Origin of the sequence: Devosia epidermidihirudinis, assembly GCF_000971295.1 — a bacterium.
Classification (GTDB): Bacteria; Pseudomonadota; Alphaproteobacteria; order Rhizobiales; family Devosiaceae; genus Devosia; species Devosia epidermidihirudinis.
In genome coordinates this window covers 200,687-222,533 of the sequence record NZ_LANJ01000004.1, presented here as the reverse complement: position 1 = coordinate 222,533, position 21,847 = coordinate 200,687, and the positions used below count along the sequence as shown (strand labels likewise).

The following is a 21,847-nucleotide window of genomic DNA, read 5'->3' as shown; positions in this document are numbered from 1 at the left end:
CTAGTCCTCCACTACGACGTTTTGATTTTGCGTATGCGTATGAGAGCGCGCCGGACCCGTGGTGCCCCAGGGCGAGCCATATAGCTCACCGAGCGCCACGGCGGCCGCGCCGCGCGCCCACAGCTCGTCATCGACATCGTCAATGATGATCTGCGCGACGGTCTTGAGCTGCTCGGGGATCGCCTTGGCGAAGCTGTCATGCAGCGGCGCCAGCAGATGGTCGCCCAGCGCCAGCGACGAGCCGACGAGAATGACCCGTGGCGGCGCGAACAAAGCCACAAGATTGGCGATGGCAATTCCCAGCGCAGCGCCAGCGCGGCGGGCGGCGGCCTGCAACTCGACGTGCCCACTATCGATCATGCCGCGCACCTGGCGCATGCCCTGGCCCAGGCGGATTGCGTCGCGCAGCCTTGCATCGTCGTAGTCGCCGTTGAGAATGGCGGTTTCGCTGGCCAGTGTTGCCAGTTTTGCAGCGCCATCGGGGCTGGCGCCCATCACCATGTCGCCCAGCGTCAGGCTCAGCTCACGCGCACCGCGAAACAGCTGGCCGCCATGCATGACGCCGAGGCCTATATTTTCCTCGATGGCCACAAGGACGAAGTCATCGAGCTCGCGCGCCTGTCCAAACCAGTGTTGCGCCATCGTAATGGCGTTAGCGTCGCTCTCGACAATGGTGTCGATGCCCAGCCGCTTTTTGATGGCCTCTTTGAGCGGCACATCGGTATCACGGAAAATGCTGCTGGACCGGACGCGGCCGGTGCCGTGCTCGACAATGCCGGGCAGCGACAGCGCGACAGTCTTAATCTCGTCCATCGCCACGCCGGCGTCGAGCACGCAGCGTCGCACCCCGTCCTCGACGAGGTCGGCAATGACCTGGACCGGCAGGCGGTCGACGCGCATGGGTAGCGTCAGCCCCGCCAGCACGTCGCCCTGAAAATTGGTGACCGCAAAGGACATCCGATTGGCGGCAATCTTGGCGCCGACAACCAGTGCCGCCTTCGGGTTGAGCGTGAGCATGACGCGCGGTCGCCCGCGATTGCCACCGCTGCGCAGGTCCCCGACATGCAGGGGCGTGATCAGCCCGTCATCGATCAGCGACCCGGTGATTGCAGAAATGGTCGTGGCCGACAGTTGCGTCCGTTCGCCGATTTCGACGCGTGAGATCGAGCCGAAGCGTCGAATTGTATCGAGAACGTGAAACCTGTTTATCGCCCGCATCAACTCGGGGTCAGCTGTCTTCATGACGCTGGACTGCCTTCATTCCTCTGCGTCTATTTTTTTGTGACGCGATTTAATTTCTGAGTTTAGGCATAGCGCATCAGCCAAAGGCAAGCGGCTTCTCTTCGTTTTTTTTAGCGCTTTTCGGCAGATGAGTAGACCTGCTTGCTTGTCGCAGGGGAATCTTCGGGTGAAATTATTGCGCATCAGGAATAAAATATCTTGAGGAGAAAGCTGCGATCAAACGGCTTGTGCAACCCGGTTCGGGACGTACGTTTCTGCTCGGCCGTTGCGCCGCTGCGGCCGTTCTGGCCAATGCCGTTGCTTGCGTTGGTAGCGAGCGCGCTCCAGTACCAAAGGACTGCGCCTTAAGCCTGGCTTAAGGTTGGTTGGGCAGATCGCTGGTTTCTCAATCGGTCCTCGGGCCTCAGTTCTGGATTCGGGCATGACCAATTGCTGCGCCAAATTGTTCTCGGTTTTGGGCTTCATCACTCTTGGCCTTATTGACACCGTGAGCGCTGAGCCTGCCGCCATCGATCGTTCCGCCATCCTGTTGATGATGCAGGAACAGGGGCTGGATGTTGGGGATCAGTTGGATCTGCCCGGTGGCGTGGAGGCATATGCTGTTCGTGCGGGGACGCAGCCCTTTGCTGTCTTTCTGCTGCCGGGCAACGAATACGCCATCGTGGGAACGCTGGTCGATGCGTCCGGGCAGGATGTCAGCGGACCGCTGTTGGCAGAAGTGGCCGGTGAGGGCATCAAGGCCGAGGTTCTCGGTCAACTGGAGGCCGCAACCTGGGTCCGGGATGGTGCTGCTGACGCGCCGCGCATTGTCTACACCTTTACCGACCCAAACTGCCCCTATTGCAACCGGTTCTGGCTGGCAGCGCGGCCGTGGATCGACGCGGGGAAAGTGCAACTACGCCATGTGATGGTCGGTGTCATTCGGCCGAACTCTGCAGCGAAGGCGGCCGCTATCCTTGAGGACGAGAATCCAGCTGCGGCACTGACCCTGAACGAAACGCGGCACGGCGACGGTGGAATTGCGCCGCTTGACCAAATCTCACCCGACACTCTGGCGGCGATCGAGGCCAATGCCGAGCTGATGCGCGAGCTCGGTTTTGGTGGAACGCCCGCGATTGTATATGAGAACCCTGACGGGACGCTGGGCCGGCATTCTGGCATGCCGCAAGGCGATGACCTCAACCTCGTGCTGGGTGCGCGATAGACCTCAGGGAGCCTGAACGGGGCAATGCGTATTCTGATCGTGGAAGACGACCCCGTATTGCGTGATGGGCTGCAGGTCGGGTTGCAGTTGTCGGGTTTGCAGCCCGACGCGGTGAGCAATTGTGCCGATGCCGAGCTGGCGCTTTTGGCCAACGATTTTTCAGCGGTTGTGCTGGATATCATGCTCCCCGACGGCTCTGGGCTGGACGTTCTGCGTGCGATGCGGGACCGGCAAGACCAGACACCCGTCCTGCTGCTCACTGCACGCGATGACATTGCGGATCGTATTGCGGGTCTCGATCAGGGCGCTGATGATTATCTCGGCAAGCCCTTTGACCTCGACGAACTGGCTGCCCGGCTTCGCGCGCTTTTGCGGCGGGGCGCTGGTCGGGCGACGCCCGTACTGGCGTGGCGCAACATCACGCTCGACCCGGCCACGCTGGAAGTGCGGTGTGCCGGGGCTGTGCTGGCGTTGACCCGTCGCGAGTTTTCGTTGCTGCACTATCTCATGGAACGCCCGGGTCAGGTCTGTGCCAAGCGGGCCATCGAAGAGGCGCTCTATGGTTGGCAGGAAGGCGTGGAGAGCAACACCGTCGAAGTGCATATCCATCATCTGCGCGCCAAGCTGGGCAGCGGCGTGATCGAAACGGTGCGCGGGCTGGGATATCGGCTGGGGAGCGAGCCATGAGACATTCGATCCGCGCCCGCCTGCTTCTCATTCTGCTGATCACCACCGGCGTTGCCTGGCTCTCGGCCGCAGCCTGGATTTACACGAATACGCAAAGGCAGGTTGAGCACGTGCTGGATGCGCGGCTGGAGGAATCCGCCCGCATGGTGTCTTCGCTGATGTCGACAGATACGGTCGAGGCCGCCATGTCTGCTGTTGCTTCGCCAGACAGTCTGCCCGCGATTGAGCGGCAATCGCCCTATCTGCGGCAACTCTCCTGCCAGATTTGGAGCATGTCTGGCAAACTGGTTAGCCAGTCTGAGGGGGCGCCAGATGTGCCGCTGGCCCTGAGCGGCGATGGCTTCAGCGAGCGCAGCATCAATGGGGACAGCTGGCGCGTGTTCACCGTCTCCAACGCCGAGCGCGGTGTACAGGTGATGGTGGGCGACAGTGTCGAGGTGCGGCGCACTTTGGTGTTCGGCGTGATGCAGGGCACATTGCTGCCCATGCTGGCGCTGCTGCCCATTGCAGGTCTGTTGATCTGGTTCAGCGTACGCCGGGGGCTGTCGCCGCTTGATGAAATGGCGGCAACGCTGGCCAATCGCGCGGCGGACGATTTGCAGCCGGTCGATACAACCCGCGCCCCAACCGAGCTAGGGCCGATCACCTCGTCGATCAATGCGCTGCTCAGCCGGGTTGCCTCGGCGCGCGCGCGAGAGACGACGTTTACCGCCTTTGCTGCGCACGAGCTGAAGACACCTTTGGCCGGTCTGAAGACGCAGGCCCAGATTGCCCTGGCCAGTCAGGACAGTGCCATCCGTGACCATGCCCTCAAGCAGATTTCCAGCGGGGTCGATCGATCGGCCCGCATGGTGCGTCAGTTGCTGGATTTGACGGCGGCAGATGCGCCGGGGTCAGTGTCACAGGCGGCTGCGTCCATTGGCAGTGTGGTGCGAGATGTCGTGGCATCGCTCGATCATGTGGCAGAACGCCGAAGGGTCACAACGGTGTGTTCGGGCGAGGAGACTTCGGCAGCCATCGCTTGCGATGTAACACTGGCCGGTATCGCCATCCGCAATATCGTCGAAAATGCCATCGCCTACACGCCCGAGGGCGGTGAAGTTCGCGTCGCCATAACGCGTGCGAGCGGCGTGGTGTCTGTGGTGGTGGACGATGACGGCCCGGGCATGGCTGCGGCGGATCTGGCTCACGTCGGTGAGCGCTTCTTCCGTGCGCGTGACGCCAGCTCCTTTGGATCAGGCCTTGGTCTTTCCATCGCCGAAACGGTGATGACACGCTGTGGTGGCACGTTGGCGCTGACCAATCGGGCGGATGGCACCGGGCTGTCCGTTCGTCTCACGTTTCCGATGAGCGCCGCTTAAGCGTGACTTAAGGCGGGCATGGCCTTGAACCTCCACATCCTGTGAGGTTCAAGGCTATGCACACATCTCCCCCCGCACATTCTCTCCCCACAACGCGCCGCACCGTTCTGGCGGGGCTCAGCATGTTGATGCTAGCGGGCTGCACCACGACGCGGCAGCCGGGCATCAATAGCGCGGTGCCGCAACCCGTCGCGCCCTCAGTGCCGCCGATGTATTATGCACTGCCCAACGAGCAGTTCCCGATACCAGAGGTGGACGTGCGGCTTGTCAGGCCCGAGTTCTGGCGCACGGAGGTCGATTACCCGACCACTGAGAAGGTGGGCAGCGTCATCGTCGATACGCCCAACCGCTACCTCTACCATATTCAGGCCAATGGGCGGGCGGTGCGCTACGGCGTTGGCGTCGGGCGCGATGGCTTTTCCTGGTCCGGCCGTGGCCACATTGCCTACAAGCGCAAGTGGCCGCGCTGGAATCCGCCCGATGAGATGGTTGCCCGTCAGCCTGAGCTCGAGCCGGTGAGCATCGCCAATGGCGGCATGGCACCCGGTTTGAATAACCCGCTGGGGTCTCGCGCGCTCAGCATCCACCAAGGCAATCGCGATACCATCTATCGCATTCACGGCACCCCTGAGTTCGCCACCATCGGACGCGCCGTGTCCTCGGGCTGCATTCGCATGCTCAATCAGGATGTGATCCACCTGGCAGACAATGTCCGGGATGGCTCTACCATCGTGGTCATCCCTGATCCCTTGATGGGCGCACAGGAGACGTGAGACAAAAAAGGCGGGGCGTCACCCCGCCTTTTGCTTATTGGGCCCGCAATGCCCGCATTTGGGTTTCCAGCAGTTCCGGCGAAACCTCTCCCGAAAAGCTGTACGACACCGCCCCATCTGCGGCGACAAACAACGTGGTTGGCAGGCCCATTGCGCCGTAGTGATGCAGCGTCTGCCAGCTCGGGTCGAGCAAGATATTGGGTAGTGAGAGCGACTGTTCGTCCAGAAACGCCCGAATGTGGGTGGGGTCGTCGCCCTGGTTGACGAAGGCAAAGGTGATGTCGGGATTGGCCGCTGCTGCCTCGCTCATCATCGGCATTTCCCGCACGCAGGGCGGGCACCAGGTTGCCCAGAGATTGATCACCATTGGCCCGCCGCCAAGCGTGGCAAGACTGGTGACACCGCCTTCCAGGCGCATCAGGTTTTCACCGGGCAGTGGCGGTGTCGATGCCGGTTGCGTGCTGGCGATAGCGGCGCCCCAGCCAGCCAATCCTACCATGCATGCCGCGGCGATACCCATAAGCTTGCGGCGGTCCCGCACGCGCAAGGCCATGACAAGCGCTGCGCCAAACAATCCGCCCCAGATGTTGAAGCCGCCTTGCCAGACGGCGAAGACCCTCAGGGGATCGGCCGCAAAGCTTTCAAAATGAAGCGCGATATGGGCAAGGCGAGCAGCAATGACGCCAACCGCGATCATGGCAAAGGCCAGGTCGCTCAAGGGCCGTTTGGTGAACCGGCCAGCGATCATCATCGCCAGCCAGAACAGGGCTATCCCGATGATCGCCGCGAACCGTTCGCTCGAGAACAGCATGGGGCCAATCGACACCGCGTTCATCGCAGCATGCTCGCAAGGCGGGCGTTGTCACGGAAGGTCTCGACGCTCACCTCGCCGATCAGGCGCGTTGCCTCGACCTCGACGGCTCCGTTGTCGAGGAACAGAATGGTCGGAGGCCCATAAATCTGCAGGGCCTGCAGGATGGCTTGGTCGTCAGGTGAATTTCGGCTTACGTCTACCTTGATAATGGCTGCCTGCTCCAGGCCGGCCATGGCCGTTTCATTGGTCCATATTTCCCGATCCAGAACGGCGCAGGATACGCACCAGTCTGCCGTGACATAGAGTAGTCGACGCTGACCGTTGGTGGACTGCACTGCATCCTCAAGGGTTTTCATATCGGAGGTGACGATGGCATCGTTCAGCCTGTCGCCTTCGGAGACAGTCGGGCTACCAGTGAGGTTGTTGACACCAAGTGCACCCGCAAAGACCAGAGCGATGGTGCAGGTGGCCAAGCCGATGGCCTGCCACCGTATGCGGGCAATAGGCAGGCTTAGGAGCAGATAACTTGCTACCAGCGCGACAAGGGCAGCCCACAGCCAGAATTCGACACCGGCGGGCAGGATACGGCCCAGCATCCAGATGGCGGCACCGATGAAGACGAAGCCAAAGAGGTGCTTGATACGGTCCATCCAGGCTCCAGCCTTGGGCATGGCCTTGCCGCCCACGGTGCCGAAGACAATCAGCGGCACGCCTTTGCCCAGCCCGAGTGCAAACAATGCTGCCGCACCGAGTGCGGCGTCACCCGTCTGCGCGATATAGATCAGAGCCGCCGCCAGTGGAGCCGTAACACAGGGGCCGACAATCAGAGCTGACAGAAAGCCCATAATCCCCGCACCCGCGAGACCATCGGCCGAGCCGGTGCGGCGCGACAGAAACACCAGCCAGGCGCTCGGCAGTTGCAGCTCGAAGGCGCCGAACATCGAGGTGGCCAAAACCACGAAAAGCAAAGCCAAAGCCGAGATGGCCCATGGCGATTGCAGCACCATCTGCAGGTTTTGGCCCGACCAGGCAGCGACGACACCCAACAGGCCAAACGCGGTGGCCATGCCCAGCACATAGGTCGCTGATACGGCAAAGGCGCGCCCTGTGGAGAGCGACGCGCCGCCGCGCGTCAACGTGCCGGCCAGAATGGGGTACATCGGGAACACGCAGGGGGTGAATGCCAGCGCCATGCCAAACAACAGGAAGCCGCCCAGCACCAGGAGCGGCCCACCCTGTGCAGACAAGTCCGAGACGAACGAGCCGCCGGTGTCCTCGGCTATGGTGATGGGGAACGCGGCTGTGCTCGTTTGTGTGGTCAGCGCAGCGCCAAACCCGACATTGGCGGAAATGGCGAGTGAGGTCAGGTCGAGGGTTCGCGTGACGGGCGGATAGCAGATGCTTCCCTCAAGACAGCCCTGATAGCTGATATTGATCGCGCTCATGTCGAGCGCCGGTAGCAGGACGCTGAGAGCGCCCCTCAGGGTTTCGGTTTCACCAAAGGTCGGGTCATCGGTGATGTCGCCGCGTGGAATATCCAGCGCAATGGCTTCACCATTGCCTGTCGCGCTGATCGCGTCGCGATACAGATAATATCCGTCAGTAACCTGCCAATGCAGCTCGATCCCCGCCGCCGTCGCATTTGCCGAAAATGGGAATGCCTCATCAACGGGCAGGGGGCGGTTCCCCTGCGCAAAGGCGGGATGAAGGGGGAGGCTGAAAAGCAGAACAGCCAGAAGGCGGAGGACAAACATGCGGTGCAATCCCAACAGAATTGCGCGCTACCTGCCCATCCCGCCTTAAGCCGACCTTAAGCGCGCGCAGCCGTCCGCTTTGTCGAGAGTTGCAGCCAGAGGATTGCCGCTGCTGCAAGCGCTAGCCAAGGTAGAAGCCACAGGTTCAGTGCCTGCCAGCCGATGGTGTTCTGTAGGACCCCGGCGCTCAGGGAGGCACACAATCCCACAAGGAAAACGGTGAGATCGTTGGTGGCCTGAGCCTTGCCCTTTTCGGCCGAAGAATAGCTGCGCGTAAGCAGGTTGGTTCCCCCGATATAGAGGAAATTCCAGCCGACCCCGAGCATGATCAAAGCCGCAGTGAAGTTGTAGAAACCCGTTCCGGTCAGGGCCAACAGGACATGCGCGACCAGCAGTGCAATGCCGGCCTGCATGATCGTCAGGACGCCAAAGCGGGCAATCAGGCTGCCGGTCACAAACGAAGGCAGGAACATTGCCAGCACGTGGAGCTGAATGACGGTCACCGTCGACGAGAGGTCATGATGATGATGCGTCATGGCGAGCGGTGTTGCCGTCATGGCGAGGATCATGACGCCATAGCCGGTGACGGCGGCGAACAGGGCCACCAGATAGGTCGGCTGGCGGACAATGGCCGACAGCGGACGTTCGTTGGCGCGGTCATCCTCGGTGTCGACAGTCTTCGGCACGTTCACGCCTAGCAGCACGCCGATGGCAATCGCCGAGGCGGCGGACAGGAACAGGAATGATGCGGTGTAGGTCGGCTGCATCAGGTCACCACCCCATCGGGCGAGCAGGGGGCCGACCAGGGCGGCCACGACGCCGCCGGCCAGCACCAGCGAAATGGCCCGGGGCTTGAACTTTTCATCGGAAACTTCGGCAGCGGCGAAGCGATAAAACTGCGCGAAGCCTTGATACGTCCCGGCCAGGAACGTCCCGGCGCAGAGCAGGATGAGAGATGATGTCATCATCCCTGCTGCTGCCAGTAGCCCGCCAAGCATGCCAAGGCTTGCGCCGGTGACGAAGCCGACCTTGCGACCGGCCCGGCTCATCCACATCGAGGCCGGAACGGTTGATATCGCTGTGCCGAGAAACATGGCTGCGATGGGCGCCGTCGCGAACTCTGGAGATGGCGCCAGAATGCTGCCGGCCAGTCCGCCGATGGTCATCACCAGAACCGAAACGATCTGGAACAGGGCTTGTGCCGAGGCGAGCAGAAAGACTTGAAGATGCATCGGCCGCATTGCGCCACCCGGTTCGTTGCGTTACATTCAATCACTCTCTTGAATGACTCGGTGTCGCCATGTCAAGCCTGACCCCCAAGCTGCTGTTGTTCGCCGAGCTCGCGTCTCTGTCGCGCGTTCTGGGCAATCCGCACCGCCTTGAGATCATTGAGCTCCTGGCGCAGGCCGACATGGCCGTGGAGGTGTTGACCGAGCGAACGGGCCTGTCTTTTGCCAATGTGTCCCAGCATCTTCAGCAGCTCAAAAAAGCTGGGCTGGTGGTGGGGCGGCGTGATGGCAAACGGATTGTCTATCAGCTCTCACCCGGGCCCATCGTCGAGGCTGTGTCGGGCCTTCGGGCACTGGCCGAGCACAATGTCGCGCGCGTCGGCGACTTGGTGCAGACTTATTTTGACCGGCCGGGAGACCTCGAGGCAATCGGCGCCGCTGAGCTGCTCGAGCGGATGCAAGGCGACGCCGTAACCCTGCTGGATGTGCGACCTGCTGATGAGTTTGCCGCCGGGCACCTGCCGGGCGCCATCAACGTCACGCTGGAGGAGCTCGAGCAGCGGCTCAGCGAATTCCCGGACAAGCGCGAAATCGTCGCCTATTGCCGAGGCCCCTACTGCATGCTGTCGCTCGATGCGGCAAGGGCCCTGCGACAACGCGGCTATACCGTCCGCAGACTCCAGGAGGGTCTGCCAGAATGGCGCGCTGCCGGATATCCGGTTCAGATGTCCTAGTGGGAGAGTAGGACGTTAGCTGATCTGTGCGAGGGCGGCGGCCATGGCGGCTTGGTCGTAGCCGAGGGTGGTGAGGGCAGTGGCCACGATGCCGGCGCGGTCGAGGCCGGCGTCGGCGTACATGTCGGCCTGGCTTGAGTGCTCCACGAAGCGATCCGGGATCATCAGCGGGCGGAAGCGGAGCTTGCCGTCGAGCAGGCCATTGGAGGCAAGGAAGGTTGCCACATGGCTGCCGAAGCCGCCAATGGAGCCTTCCTCGGTGCTGATCAACACGTCGTGCGTCGTTGCCATCTTGGCGATCAACTCCTCGTCGAGCGGCTTGAGGAAGCGTGCATCGGCAATGGTCGGATTAAGGCCCAGAGCGGCGAGCTTGTCGGCAGCGGCGAGGACTTCGCCCAGACGCGTGCCGTAGCTGAGAATGGCGATGGTTGCGCCCTGACGGACGATGCGGCCCTTGCCGATGGGCAGGGCGACGCCGCGCGCGGGCATATCGACGCCCATGCCGTCACCGCGTGGATAGCGGAAGGCGATGGGGCCTTTGTCATAGGCGACGGCAGTGGCCACCATGTGGCGCAGCTCAGCCTCGTCGGCGGCGGCCATCTGGACGATGCCGGGAATGGCGCCGAGATAGGCGGCGTCATAATTGCCGGCATGGGTTGGGCCATCGGCACCAACATAACCAGCGCGGTCGATAGCGAAGCGCACTGGCAGATGCTGGATGGCCACGTCATGCACGACCTGGTCATAGGCGCGCTGCAGGAAGGTTGAATAAATGGCGCAGAACGGCTTCATGCCTTCGCTGGCAAGGCCTGCTGCGAAGGTCACCGCGTGCTGTTCGGCAATGCCGACGTCGAAAATGCGGGTCGGGTGAATATCAGCGAACTTGTCGAGCCCGGTGCCCGAGGGCATGGCGGCGGTCACAGCGACGATGGTGGGATCGTCATTGGCTTCCTGGATCAGGCTTTCGGCAAAGACATTGGTGTAGGACGGCGCGTTGGAGGGCGCCTTGGACTGCGCGCCGGTGATGACGTTGAACTTGGACACGCCATGATACTTGTCGGCCGAGTTTTCGGCGGGCGCATAGCCCTTGCCCTTTTGCGTGACGACATGAACGAGGATTGGGCCGGTGGCCGCGTCCCTTACATTATCGAGGATGGGCAGCAGGTGATCGAGATTGTGGCCGTCGATGGGGCCGACATAGTAAAAGCCGAGCTCTTCAAACAGCGTGCCGCCGGTGAAGAACGAGCGGGCAAATTCCTCGGTGCGACGGGCCGGTTCGTGCAGGAATGGCGGTAGCTTGCTGACGAGGTTTTTGGCGGCTTCGCGGGTGCCGCGATAAACGGGGCCGGAGACCAGACGCGCGAGATAGGCGCTGAGGGCGCCCGTTGGCGGCGCAATCGACATGTCATTGTCGTTGAGAATAACGATCAGGCGCGCATCCATGGCGCCCGCATTGTTCATCGCCTCATAGGCCATGCCGGCGGACATCGAGCCATCGCCGATCACAGCAACGACATTGCGCGGCTTGCCCAAGAGATCGCTGGCGACGGCCATGCCGAGGCCGGCGGAAATCGAGGTGGAGGAATGGCCTGCACCGAAGGGGTCGTATTCGCTCTCTTCGCGGCGGGTGAAGCCGGACAGGCCATCCTTTTGGCGCAGCGTGCGCATGCGGTCGCGGCGGCCGGTGAGGATCTTGTGCGGATAGGCCTGATGGCCAACATCCCAGATAACGCGATCTTTGGGCGTGTCGAACACGGCGTGGATGGCGACGGTGAGCTCAACCACACCAAGGCCGGCGCCCAGATGGCCGCCGGTAACCGAAACAGCGTCGATCATTTCGGCGCGCAATTCGTCGGACAGCTGCCGCAGGTTTTCGCGGGGCATGGCGCGCAGGTCGGCGGGCGCGTTGACTTTGTCGAGCAGCGGTGTGGCGGGCTTATCGGCCAAGACTGGCAATCCTTTGCCAAAAAAGACGGCGTTCTTAAAATTCTTTAGGCCGGGGAGACCGCTATTGCAACAATAGCCAGCCGCCTGCGCCAATGCGCATCAGCAAAGCGCTAGACCTGCTTGATGCCGGAAATGGGGCAGGGGAGCTGTTCTCCGGGCAATCAGAGCTGCCTGGAGAACTCTTTTGGGCCTGTTGCGGTTGCGTCGCCGGAGGTTAGTTGACGCTGACGACCGGGGTGGCGGTGGAGAAGCTGGTGGTCGAAAGCGCTGCCGGAACGTCGCCCACACCCATGACAGCCACATAGCGACCCATTTCAGTGGTTGGGTCAAAGTCCGCTTCGTCGTGATCCCAGATCATCGCATAACGCTCCGAAGTCATGGCGTCGGGCATGGTGAAGATCTCGGCGATGTGCTCGAGGTCGGGCGCGATCAGCTCAGGATTGCGCATGCCACCAACAACCGGGCGGCGGGCCAGGTGTTCAGCAAGGGCCGCCGAGGTCAGCGGGCTATTGCCCTGCTCGGTGGCGCTGAAGGTGCCACGGAAGAGACCTGCCAATGCATCTTCGCCACCCAGGGACGCCGTGCGCAGCGCTGGTGCGGCGGTGAGGCCGGGCAGGCGAGTTGCAGGAGCCGGAGCCGATGCCGTGGTGCTGGTGTCGATAAGGTTTTCGAGCGTGTTCTGGGCGTCGGAGCGTTGGCCGGTCGGCAGATAGGCCGTGACCAGATCGTCCTGCGGTGCCTCGGACATGATCAGGCGGGGCTGTGGAATAGGCGCGGTCAGGGCAGCGATGGCGGTGACGGCGTCCCCTGACGGGATAGCCGACGCTGTGGCGACCTGAAGGGCGCGCGACTTCTGCATGGGCATGGGGGCCGAGACGGCGGTGGTCAGTTCGCTCTCGTCAAGCGGCGCGCTGCCGACGGTGGAGAACGGAATGACGACGGCCTGAGCGGGCACGGAGGCGACCTGCGCCGGTGCCGCGCTGGCTGCATTGGAACGCTGCATTGGCATTGGTGCCATCTGGGACACGGCCTGCTGTGGTGCGATCGCGGCAACTTGAACCTGCGGCTGGGCAGCCGGAGCAGGTTGGGGCGCGCGGGATGGCGCAACGGCGGCCGCAGCGGCTGGAGTCTTGTTGTTATTGCCAAACAGCATGCCCATCAGGGTCTGGCCGCCGCCGCCGCTATTGCTGGCGACCTGCGTACCCGAGCTGCCGGTGTTGCATGGTACAGAGCGGCAGCGCTGCCATTCGGCCGTTGCCAGCTTGTAGCCTTCCTGCGACAGCGGCTTGCCATCAGTGGGCAGGTGCATGGTGCGGCCATCAGGGAACAGATCCTGAAGCTGCGCGCGGGTCATGCGGGGCCAGGCGCGGACGGAGCCGGTATCAAGGTGCACGAAAGGGCTGCCCGAAGTGGGGTAATAGCCGACGCCACCAACCTGCTTGCGCATGGCCACTGCACGCAGTTTGGAGAGCGAAACGCCGGGGATATAGAAATCCATGGCGTGACCCTTCATGTGCTGCGAGTTCTCGGCAACACCGGACGAAGTTTCGCGCAGCATGGCATTGGTCTTGGGCGAACGATAAGCCGACACGACGGTGACGGGCTGGGTGCCGCCAACTTCCTGATAGACTTCCCAGACCAGATCGAACAGGCGTGGGTCCATCTGCGTTGGCTCGTTGCGGCGCCAGTCACGCAGGAAATAATTGAGCTCTTCGAGGCCCGCCTTCACATATTGTCCGTTGCGCTTGAAGACGATGCGAGCCGTCTCTTTGGTATGGACATAGTGAATGTAGAGCGCACGTTCGGAGGCTGCGCTGGCCGGGATCACGGCCTGCGGCAGAATGATGGTAAAGCTCACAAGGGCGGCGACAAGCAGCCGCACGATATGGTGCCGTATCAAGTAGGAAGTCCCCGTCACGCGAAACTCTGCCCGGTTATTGCCAGTTGTCGTCGGACGTTAGCGTAAAAACCAATCGAATTTATTAACGCTAACGAGATGCCAACCGGAGATTACCGGTGCCCTCAAGGGCCAATTATTACGGACAAAACGGGGCGCAACCAAGGCGAAATTGTAAAGCGAAGGTTAAGGATGTCCCATTGCAGGCCTCCGGTGAGGCCCGCAATTGCTGGGGTTCTGGCGATACGTAGTTGTTCTTGCAGGGGTTTTGTCAGGGTGGGCAAACGGCGGCGATGAGCTGGTCGGCTGTGAATTGTCCGAGGCCCGTTTCCGCCGGGGCGGCGCATTCAAGCGTTGCCTGCATGCGCGGACCGGTGCGGTCATAGGTCATGGGCGTCGGCCCGTTAGGAAATATCTGGTGCTGAAGCACCCAATCGAGTTGCTCGCGGACGAGGGCCGGGTCCATCTGTGGAGCGCGCTTCATCACGGCGGCGACGCCGAGTTCGGGATTTTCATAGCAGTCACGCCAAGCCTGTTCGGTCGCGGCGCGGAAATCGTCCTTGAGCGTCGGGTGGGCCGCCAAAAGGTCGGCGCGGCAGACAAGGCTGCTCGAATAGATGTCGAGGCCGTGGTCGGCGAAGTAGAGGAAGCGCACATTGGAGCTGTCATGGCCGCGCATGGTCATGGCGAATTTCAGCGTGGCGTCAAAACAGGTGGCGGCAAAGGCCTCACCGCTGGCGATCATCGCGTCGCGTTCCTCCGGCTGCACATAGCGCATCTCGTATTTGAGGTGCTCGAGGCCATTTTTCTGCAGCAGCAGGGGGAGGAGCCGGGCCGAGGTGTCGCCGCGCGGGCCGCAGAGCACTTGGCCTTCGATATCGGCGAGCGCCAGGGGCTTGCCCTTCCACACATAGCCGAGCGCGCAGGGGCTGTGCTGATAGATGGGCATGAGGGCGGCGATATCAGCCTTGCCCGTGGTGATGGTGTGGGCCAGCAGCGAGGACAAATCGCCGTAGCCGCAGTCGGCTTCGTCGGCGACAATAGCCTTGGTCACGAGTGAAGAACTGAAGCCTTCAATAAACTCGATTTCGATGTTTTTTTCTGAATACAAGCCGATATCAGAGGCATATAGGAAGGGTGCATTTTGGCCCTGATAGAGATAGTTCAGCTTAAAACGCAACTTCATTCTTCGTCCCGAGCTAAGTACGGGCTTATGTTCTTGAAGACATAAGCTCTGTGCAAAATGATGCTAATTTTTGCGCGAAATGCGCGAGTTTTATCTTTGTGGCGACTTGCGTAGGTGCCCCCCACTTGCACAATCGTCCTGTGGAGCCTTCGATGAACATAGCTAAATTTGCAATTTCCGCCATGCTGGCCGTGACCGTGCTCGGCACGCTGCCCGCCATGGCGCAGGACTATAAGGCGAGCCTGGTTTCGGCCGACACGCTGAGCGTCGGCACGTCGGGTTCGGCTCCTCCGTTCAGCATGACCAGCCCAAGTGGCGAGCTGGAAGGTTTTGACATCGACGTGGTCAACAAGCTGGGCGAAGCGCTCGGCCTGACCGTCAAGTTCGAGCAACTCGATTTTGCTGGCTTGCTGCCCGGGCTGACCGCCGGCCGGTTCGACCTGATCGCGTCGGGCGTAACCCGCACGCCAGAGCGTCTGGCTTCAACCGACTTCCTGCTGCTCTCGCCCTATATCGTCAATGGCGTTGCGATCACCCGTCGCGCCGACAGCACCGATATCACCGGCTGGGACAGTGTATGCGGCAAGGTGATGGGCGCCGTGCGCGGCGGCACCTTCCAGAAGGTGGCGATTGAAAAGCTGCCCGCTGACTGCGTCACCGAAACGCGCGAATATCCCGGTTCGACCGAGCTGTTCCTTGACCTCGAAAACCGTCGCATCGATTTTGCTGCGCACGACTTTCTGGGCCCCAACTATCTGGTCAAGTCGGGCAAGCTGAGCGACGTCGTTGTGATCGACGATCTGCTTGCAACGATCACCCAGAGCGTGGCAGTCAACGCCAAGAACAAGCCGCTCGCCGATGCGATCGACGCCCAGTTTGCCACATGGCGTGAAGATGGCACCCTCACGGGTCTGGCCGAAAAGTGGTTTGGTGCATCGATCGACTGGTCTAAGGCCGAATAAGGACGAAGCATGACCTCCCAGCCGCTCGAACTTGCCCTGGCATGGATGCCGCGGCTGCTATGGGCGGCTGGCCTCGCTCTCATCCTGGCGGCGGTGATCTTCACGATTTCCGCCGTGTTCGGTGTGCTGCTGGCGATCCGCAATCAGCACGCCGGCAAGTTTGGCCATCGCGCCATCGAAGTGTTCAGCGGGTTCTTCCGCTCGATCCCCGAACTGGTGATCCTGTTTTTCTTCTTTTATGGCGGCCCGCAACTGGGGCTGCAATTTGGGCCGATCGGCTCGACCATCCTCGCCTTCGGGCTGGTGGGCATTGCCTATGACTATCAGGTGTTCAAGGGCGCGCTGAGCGCCATTCCCGCCGGGCAGTTTGAAGCCGGACAGGCGTTGGGCATGCGCAGCTGGGTGATCTATCTGCGGGTGATCCTGCCGCAAATGGTGCCTATCGCGCGCAAGGGCTGGATCACCTATGCCATTGGCACCATCAAGCGCATTTCCATCGCCTCGGCCGTGTCGGTGAGCGAGGTCATGTATGTGACCAAGCAGGCGATTGCCGCGAGCAATGCGCCGTTTCTGTTCCTGTCCCTGGCGGTGGGGCTCTACGTCATCATCGTCATGCCGCTGCTGGTGTTCAATGAACGCCGGGGGAGCATCGCGCGATGAACATTTTGCTCGATCCCTATTATCAGGGCCTATTGGTGCGCGGCTTCGGCATGACGGTGCTGATCTCGGTGATCGTCATCGTCGCGTCGAACCTGTTGGCGCTGCCGCTGGCGATTTACATGCAGCGACCCAAGGGACGGCTGCGCGGGATCATCATTGGCTACAGCTTTTTTGCCCGCGCCGCGCCAGCGCTGGCGCTGCTGTTTGCGCTCTATTATGGGCTGCCCAAGCTGGGGATTTACCTTGATCCGCTGCCGTCCGCGTTGATCGGGCTGACCTTCGCCTCGACCGCCTACAATATGGAATTCCTGCGTTCGGGTTATGAGAGCATTCCGCCGGGCCAGCTGGATGCGGCGCGGGCGCTAGGCATGCGGGCGGTTCCAATGCACCTCAAGGTGTTGATGCCGCAAGCCTATAGCTCGGCGTCACCGGCGCTGTTTTCCAATGCCATTCAGATGGTCAAAGGCAGTTCGCTGGCGAGCCTGGTGGCGATTGATGAGCTGACGGCGGCCTCCACCACAATGATTTCGGAGACCTATAAGGCCATCGAAATCCTGAGCTTCATCGCCGTGCTGTACGGGCTGATCGCGCTGGTGGTGTTGGGGTTGCAGTCACTCTACGAGACGCGGCAGCGCAGGATGGCCCTGCGCCGCTGAGTGTCTGTTATGGTGCCAGCTCGTTGACGGCTGGTGCGGCCTCGGCGGTGATGGCTGGGGCGGTCATTGCCGTGCCCAGACCAAGAGCCTCGATAACGTGGGCGTTGTGGCCATAGATGTCGCCGAACGAGCGCAGCGAGCCATCGGGCGCAACTGTCACCGTGAAATAGGCCAGGTGCACCGGGATTTGCGTCTGCGGGTTCACCCAGCGCTCGGATGGGCCAAACATGGCTTCGAGCGAGGCGCGGCTGAGATTTGGCTCATTGGCCAAAAGCGCATTGGCAAATTCCATCGGGTTCTGCACGCGCACGCAACCATGGCTGAGCGCGCGCGCGGTGCGGCTGAACAGGCCCTTGGAAGGGGTATCGTGCAGATAGACGTCATGCTTGTTGGGGAACAGGAACTTGATCTGCCCCAAAGCGTTGCCCGGACCGGGGCGCTGGCGCACGCGGAATGGGAAATTGGTAGCGCTGACCTGGCTCCAGTCGACCTGCCAGGGGCTCACAGGATTGCCGTTATACAGCAGGTCCATGTTCTGGTTGTCGGTATAGGCCGGATTGCGCATCACGGCAGGCGCGATTTCGCCCTTGATGATGGAGCTTGGGACGTTCCAATAGGGGTTCACCACGATGTGGCGGATATTGTCCGAGAACACCGGCGTCTGGTTTTTGACCGTGCCGACCACGACACGGGTGGTGTATTCCTCGACCCCGTTGCGATTGATGGCGAGGCGATATTCTGGGATGTTCACGAAGACATTGAACTGACCGAGATCGCGCGGCATCCAGCGCCAGCGCTCCATATTGGCGATGATGTCGGCACGGGTGATAGGGACGCCGCCATTGAGGGCGGTGAGAGTCGCTGGCCCCATGACGCCATCGGCCTCAAGACCCAGCGAGGTCTGGAAGGTCTTGATGGCGGCAACAATGGCGTCGTCATAGATGGTGTCAGCAACAGCTGGCAGATTGAGGCGAACGCGCAGGGCGGGAATGCGCGCATCGGACATGCCGGGCTTGAGCGTCTTGCCTGCCGCGACCTGGGCTGGGCCTTCTTTGGCGCTGTCATCATAGGTCGCCAGAGCGGCCTTGAGCGCCAGGAATTGCGGATGGGTCGGCTCAAGCGCGGCCAGCACAGCGACGGGATCGGCGCTGGAGGCGAGCTGGATCAGTAGGGCTGCCTCGTCGAGCTTTTTGGGCTGGATGTCGAGATTTTCGCTCAGCGAGAGCGGCGCGATACGGCCGGTATAGATGTGGGTCGCGTAGCGCATGGCTGCACGCGAGAATGCGGTTTCGAGCGCGGCCATCGCGGCCGGATCGGCATTGGTGGCAGTCAGCTTGAGGTCTGGTGTCAGATAGTCGGACGGGCGCAGGCCTTCGGACGCGGCACTTTCAAAGAGTTTGATGATCTTCTGGGCCGGAGCCGAGAACACGACGCTGCCATTGTCAGCCTGATCGAGCCAGATGGGTTCGAAATGGCGCGAGCCGTAAAAAAAGTAGAGCTTCTGGGCTTCGTCATAACTGGTCGTGCCTTTGGCCGCGCCATAATAGGCGGCGGAAAGACCTGACTTGATGGTCTGCGCCAGTGGGGTCTGGGGCGGTGCGATGACCACCGGAGAGGCCGCCAGGGCGACGATTTCCTGCGCGTTCGCAGGCAATACTGTGCCCGCGCCCGCAAGTGCGGCGAGAAGGCAGACCAGGATCTTGTTCATGTAAGCTCCATGCACGGCGACGCAAAACAACTCGATTCCGTCGGCCTTGCCTAGACTCGACGAACGCCCCCACGCCAAAAATCAATACTCTGCAAACCTTAACAGGAGCAATCGCTCGCAAAGTCGTGAGCGAATTTTGTGCTCACAGGGACACAGATGGCGAAGGGCTGGCCTGGTTGGCTTTGATTGTGCGTGGCCCTGGCGGGTTTGCGCCAAGGCCTTGGGTCTCGAGTGTGTGGCGGGTCTAGCTGCCGGACGCCATGACGGTGCGGCAATGATCCTTGAGCGCGTCTGTCATCGGCAGCTCTTTGCCGTCGGCCAGCAGCTCGGCCAGAATGACGTCGAGATCGACCTTGGCGATATCTGGATCTTCTTCGGTGAGGAAGGTCTCAAGATTGGATAAGGCATCGTTGACGATCGGGTCCCAGTCGGCACCGAACTCGGCCTTGCACGCCACAGCGTTGACCAGGGTGGCTTCGAGGGTGGCCCGGGCGTCGCCCTCTTGCGCCCAGGCGGTATGCGGCAGCGCACAGGAAAGCGCGATACCGGCGATTGCCAATCTGGCTGCAAGATGTCTCATGGGTACTCCTGGCGCGGTCATAAAAACCAGGTCAGGCAGTATCATATGGCTACATTCGCGCTAGCATTTTGTTGTCTGAGCAAACGTTCTCAGGTGACGAACAAGAGTACGGCGTAGATCGCGAACAGCATGAGATGGAGCAGGCCCTGCACCGCCGAGGTCCGCTGGCCGAGGAAGGAGAAGGCGGTGACGCCGATGGTCATGGCCAGCAGCACCGTTTCGGTGGGCGAGATGCCCATGATGACGGTCTTGCCGGTGATGAGGCCGACGACCAGCACTGCCGGAACGGTCAAGCCCACCGTCGAGACGAAGGCGCCGAGGCAGAGATTGACCGCGCGCTGTAGCTCGTTGTTGAGGGCGGCGCGGATGGCGGTGATCGACTCCGGCGTGAAGACGATGATGGCGATGATGACACCGCCCAGAGCCAGCGGCGCGCCGGCGCTTTCGATGCCGAAATCGATCAGGATGGCGAGATCGTGCGCCAGCAAAACAATCGGCAGGATGAGGGCGAGCAGGGTGATGGAGCGGATAATATTGCCGCGCGTGTCGAGCTTTTTGCGGGACACGGCGACGCTGCCCTTGGCAGGAGCGGCGAGGGGGATGGTCAGGGCGCCCAGTTCTGGCTGGACGAAGAAACGGCGATAGCCGCGCATCTGCATCAACAGGAACGCGCCATAGAGAACGACCGTCAGGACGGCAAAGGCCACGGCCTGAACGGGCCAGAAGGTGCCGTTGCCGGTGCTCAATGTGTTGGGCAAGATGAGGCCAATGCCGACTAGGAGCAGGGTGATGGCGACATAGGCCAGTGCGCCCTGCGAATTGTATTCCTGTTCGCCATAGCGCAGCCCGCCCAGCAGCAGACAGAGCCCGGTGACCAGATTGAGAATGATCATCATCACCGCGAAAATGGAGTCGCGGGCGATGGTCGGGTTTTCGCCAGGGCCGAGAATGACGGCGGCGATCAGGATCACTTCGATCGAGACAATCGAGAGGGTGAGGATCAGCGTGCCATAGGGCTCGCCGAGCTGGTGGGCGAGATGATCGGCCTCATGCACGACGCCGAATGCGGCGACGAGAATGGTCGCGAAGAGCACAACGAAAGCGATGATGGCGGTGACAGGCGCGATGGGCGCGTGCAGCCACGTATGGCCACCGATCTGGAAGGCGATGACGACAGCCCAGGCGACCACGAGCTTGATGATGGTGCTGGGGGGCAGCAATTGCGCGAGGGACGCGCCGCTATCGGATGATGTGGAGTGGATTTTTGCCACGGTACAAACCTCGTGGGGTCGTCCCCGAATTTGTCCGCAGCTGGGGTCGTCCCCAAGCGTTGCTGTTGACCAGCAGCCGGTTTTTAGCAAGCGAGGATGAGGTTGTCCAGCTTGGGTCTGGCCTCTCCGGCCGACTGAGAAAAGCCAGCCGGAGAGGGGAGAGGCTAGCCGACCTTTTTGGCCAGGTGCTCGGCATAGTGGCGCTCGGCGACATCGGGGTGGGAACGCAGGCGGCCCTTGAGGGCGTTTTCGCCGACATCGCGGAACAGGGGATTGAGCGGATCGCTGGCGGGACCTTTGGCCTGTGCGGCGAGGTCGGGTGCGAGGTTGAGCAGGGGTACCGTGGCGTTGAGATCGGCGCCGAAGAAATAGGCGATGGAGAGCCGGTCACGACCGGCGGGCGGGGAGATGACGCGGTGGACGGTGGCGCGCAGATAGCCGTTGGAGGCCAGTTCGAGGATCTCACCAATATTGATGATGAAGGTGCCCTCGATAGGCGTCGCGTCGATCCAGGTGCCGTCTTCAGCTTCGACCTGCAGGCCGCCGATGGCATCCTGCAACAGGAGCGTGAGGAAGCCGCTATCCTTGTGGGCGCCGACGCCCTGGCTTGAGCGATCGTCGGTTTGGCCGGGATAGCGGATGACCTTGAGGTGTTCGCTGGGAATGGCGCGATAGATGGGCGCGAAGACGTCGGCATCCTGACCCAGCGCCAGCGCGAAGGCGCGCAGCAATCGAATGGCGACGCGGGTCAATTCGCTCTGCCACTGCAGGAGCGTGGTGCGAAATTCGGGCAGGTGTTCTGGCCAAAGGTTTGGCCCCTGCAGGCGCATCCATGGCGCGTCGGCGGGGACTTCGGCAACGGGCAGTTCGGAGCCGATGTCGATCTGCTCGCGCCAATCCTGCTGGCCGCGGGTGATCTCGCGCCCGGCGCGGGTATAGCCGCGGAAATGGGGAGAGTTGACCATTTCGATGGCGAGTTTGTCGGCTTCGGGCAGGGCGAAAAAGGCGTTGGAAACCGCGATCAGCTGACGCTGGAGATCGGGAGAGACGTCGTGACCCTTTAGGTAGAAGAAGCCATAATCCCGGGCCGCTGCGCGCAAGTCGGCGAGGAAGTCGTCGCGTGAGGCGGTTGCGGTGAAGCGGCTGAAATCGAGAATGGGAAGCGAAGCCATGGCGGATTTC

General features: G+C 61.9%; 19 protein-coding genes. 8 read left to right on the top strand and 11 right to left on the bottom strand.

From position 1 onward, the window contains the following. A complete protein-coding gene (locus WH87_RS02335) occupies positions 1–1,242 on the bottom strand; it encodes an ROK family transcriptional regulator (RefSeq protein WP_046139995.1) in 1,242 nt (413 codons plus the stop codon). Positions 1,243–1,663: 421 nt separating this feature from the next. Here WH87_RS02335 and dsbG point away from each other — a divergent pair, with 421 nt between their 5' ends. The 4 genes from dsbG (at position 1,664) to WH87_RS02315 (ending at position 5,267) form a co-directional block, all read left to right on the top strand. Next, positions 1,664–2,446, top strand: coding sequence for a thiol:disulfide interchange protein DsbG (gene dsbG / locus WH87_RS02330; RefSeq protein WP_052726549.1), 783 nt, complete (start codon positions 1,664–1,666; stop codon positions 2,444–2,446). Between the two features lie 24 nt (positions 2,447–2,470). Continuing rightward, on the top strand, positions 2,471–3,133 hold the full coding sequence (locus tag WH87_RS02325; protein WP_046139996.1) for a response regulator: 663 nt from the start codon (positions 2,471–2,473) through the stop codon (positions 3,131–3,133). Then, a complete protein-coding gene (locus tag WH87_RS02320; RefSeq protein WP_046139997.1) occupies positions 3,130–4,494 on the top strand; it encodes an ATP-binding protein in 1,365 nt (454 codons plus the stop codon). Before WH87_RS02325 ends, WH87_RS02320 begins: the two co-directional genes overlap by 4 nt. A 122-nt stretch (positions 4,495–4,616) precedes the next feature. Beyond that, positions 4,617–5,267 carry a L,D-transpeptidase gene (locus WH87_RS02315; RefSeq protein WP_245622287.1) on the top strand — a complete coding sequence of 217 codons (651 nt, stop codon included), beginning with the start codon at positions 4,617–4,619 and terminating at the stop codon, positions 5,265–5,267. Positions 5,268–5,301: 34 nt separating this feature from the next. Here WH87_RS02315 and WH87_RS02310 read toward each other — a convergent pair whose 3' ends face one another. Genes WH87_RS02310 through WH87_RS02300 form a run of 3 tightly spaced genes read right to left on the bottom strand, consistent with a single transcriptional unit; the run spans position 5,302 to position 9,067 of the window. Next, entirely contained in the window at positions 5,302–6,102 is an 801-nt protein-coding gene (locus tag WH87_RS02310; protein ID WP_046139999.1) for a TlpA disulfide reductase family protein, read from the bottom strand. Beyond that, positions 6,099–7,835: a protein-disulfide reductase DsbD gene (gene dsbD, locus WH87_RS02305; protein WP_046140000.1), complete on the bottom strand. Its 1,737-nt coding sequence runs from the start codon at positions 7,833–7,835 to the stop codon at positions 6,099–6,101. The genes WH87_RS02310 and dsbD overlap by 4 nt, the downstream gene beginning before the upstream one ends. Before the next feature lie 56 nt (positions 7,836–7,891). Beyond that, positions 7,892–9,067, bottom strand: a complete 1,176-nt coding sequence (locus WH87_RS02300; RefSeq protein ID WP_082092446.1) for an MFS transporter — start codon at positions 9,065–9,067, stop codon at positions 7,892–7,894. Between the two features lie 68 nt (positions 9,068–9,135). On the opposite strand from WH87_RS02300, the gene WH87_RS02295 reads away from it, so the two are divergent. Then, positions 9,136–9,798 carry an ArsR/SmtB family transcription factor gene (locus WH87_RS02295; RefSeq protein ID WP_046140002.1) on the top strand — a complete coding sequence of 221 codons (663 nt, stop codon included), beginning with the start codon at positions 9,136–9,138 and terminating at the stop codon, positions 9,796–9,798. Between the two features lie 15 nt (positions 9,799–9,813). Here WH87_RS02295 and dxs read toward each other — a convergent pair whose 3' ends face one another. The 3 genes from dxs to WH87_RS02280 form a co-directional block, all read right to left on the bottom strand. Next, positions 9,814–11,745, bottom strand: a complete 1,932-nt coding sequence (dxs, locus tag WH87_RS02290; protein WP_082092465.1) for a 1-deoxy-D-xylulose-5-phosphate synthase — start codon at positions 11,743–11,745, stop codon at positions 9,814–9,816. A gap of 214 nt (positions 11,746–11,959) precedes the next feature. Beyond that, a complete protein-coding gene (locus tag WH87_RS02285) occupies positions 11,960–13,663 on the bottom strand; it encodes a DUF882 domain-containing protein (protein ID WP_082092445.1) in 1,704 nt (567 codons plus the stop codon). Positions 13,664–13,913: 250 nt separating this feature from the next. Further along, positions 13,914–14,828, bottom strand: a complete 915-nt coding sequence (locus WH87_RS02280) for an ABC transporter substrate-binding protein (protein ID WP_046140003.1) — start codon at positions 14,826–14,828, stop codon at positions 13,914–13,916. Between the two features lie 152 nt (positions 14,829–14,980). On the opposite strand from WH87_RS02280, the gene WH87_RS02275 reads away from it, so the two are divergent. Genes WH87_RS02275 through WH87_RS02265 form a run of 3 tightly spaced genes read left to right on the top strand, consistent with a single transcriptional unit; the run spans position 14,981 to position 17,106 of the window. After that, on the top strand, positions 14,981–15,790 hold the full coding sequence (locus tag WH87_RS02275; protein ID WP_082092444.1) for a substrate-binding periplasmic protein: 810 nt from the start codon (positions 14,981–14,983) through the stop codon (positions 15,788–15,790). A gap of 9 nt (positions 15,791–15,799) precedes the next feature. Continuing rightward, a complete protein-coding gene (locus tag WH87_RS02270; RefSeq protein WP_046140005.1) occupies positions 15,800–16,450 on the top strand; it encodes an ABC transporter permease subunit in 651 nt (216 codons plus the stop codon). After that, positions 16,447–17,106 (top strand): amino acid ABC transporter permease, encoded by a 660-nt coding sequence (locus WH87_RS02265; RefSeq protein WP_046140006.1) that lies wholly within the window; start codon positions 16,447–16,449, stop codon positions 17,104–17,106. The genes WH87_RS02270 and WH87_RS02265 overlap by 4 nt, the downstream gene beginning before the upstream one ends. A gap of 7 nt (positions 17,107–17,113) precedes the next feature. On the opposite strand, the gene WH87_RS02260 is transcribed toward WH87_RS02265, so the two are convergent. The 4 genes from WH87_RS02260 to WH87_RS02245 form a co-directional block, all read right to left on the bottom strand. After that, the gene (locus WH87_RS02260) at positions 17,114–18,814 is read right to left on the bottom strand and encodes a L,D-transpeptidase family protein (protein WP_052726551.1); all 1,701 of its coding nucleotides are present in this window, start codon (positions 18,812–18,814) and stop codon (positions 17,114–17,116) included. 244 nt (positions 18,815–19,058) lie between these two features. After that, a complete protein-coding gene (locus WH87_RS02255; protein ID WP_156167932.1) occupies positions 19,059–19,394 on the bottom strand; it encodes a hypothetical protein in 336 nt (111 codons plus the stop codon). A gap of 89 nt (positions 19,395–19,483) precedes the next feature. Then, positions 19,484–20,665 carry a calcium:proton antiporter gene (locus WH87_RS02250; protein WP_245622286.1) on the bottom strand — a complete coding sequence of 394 codons (1,182 nt, stop codon included), beginning with the start codon at positions 20,663–20,665 and terminating at the stop codon, positions 19,484–19,486. 164 nt (positions 20,666–20,829) lie between these two features. After that, on the bottom strand, positions 20,830–21,837 hold the full coding sequence (locus WH87_RS02245; protein WP_046140008.1) for an isopenicillin N synthase family dioxygenase: 1,008 nt from the start codon (positions 21,835–21,837) through the stop codon (positions 20,830–20,832). Between the last annotated feature and the right edge of the window lie 10 nt (positions 21,838–21,847).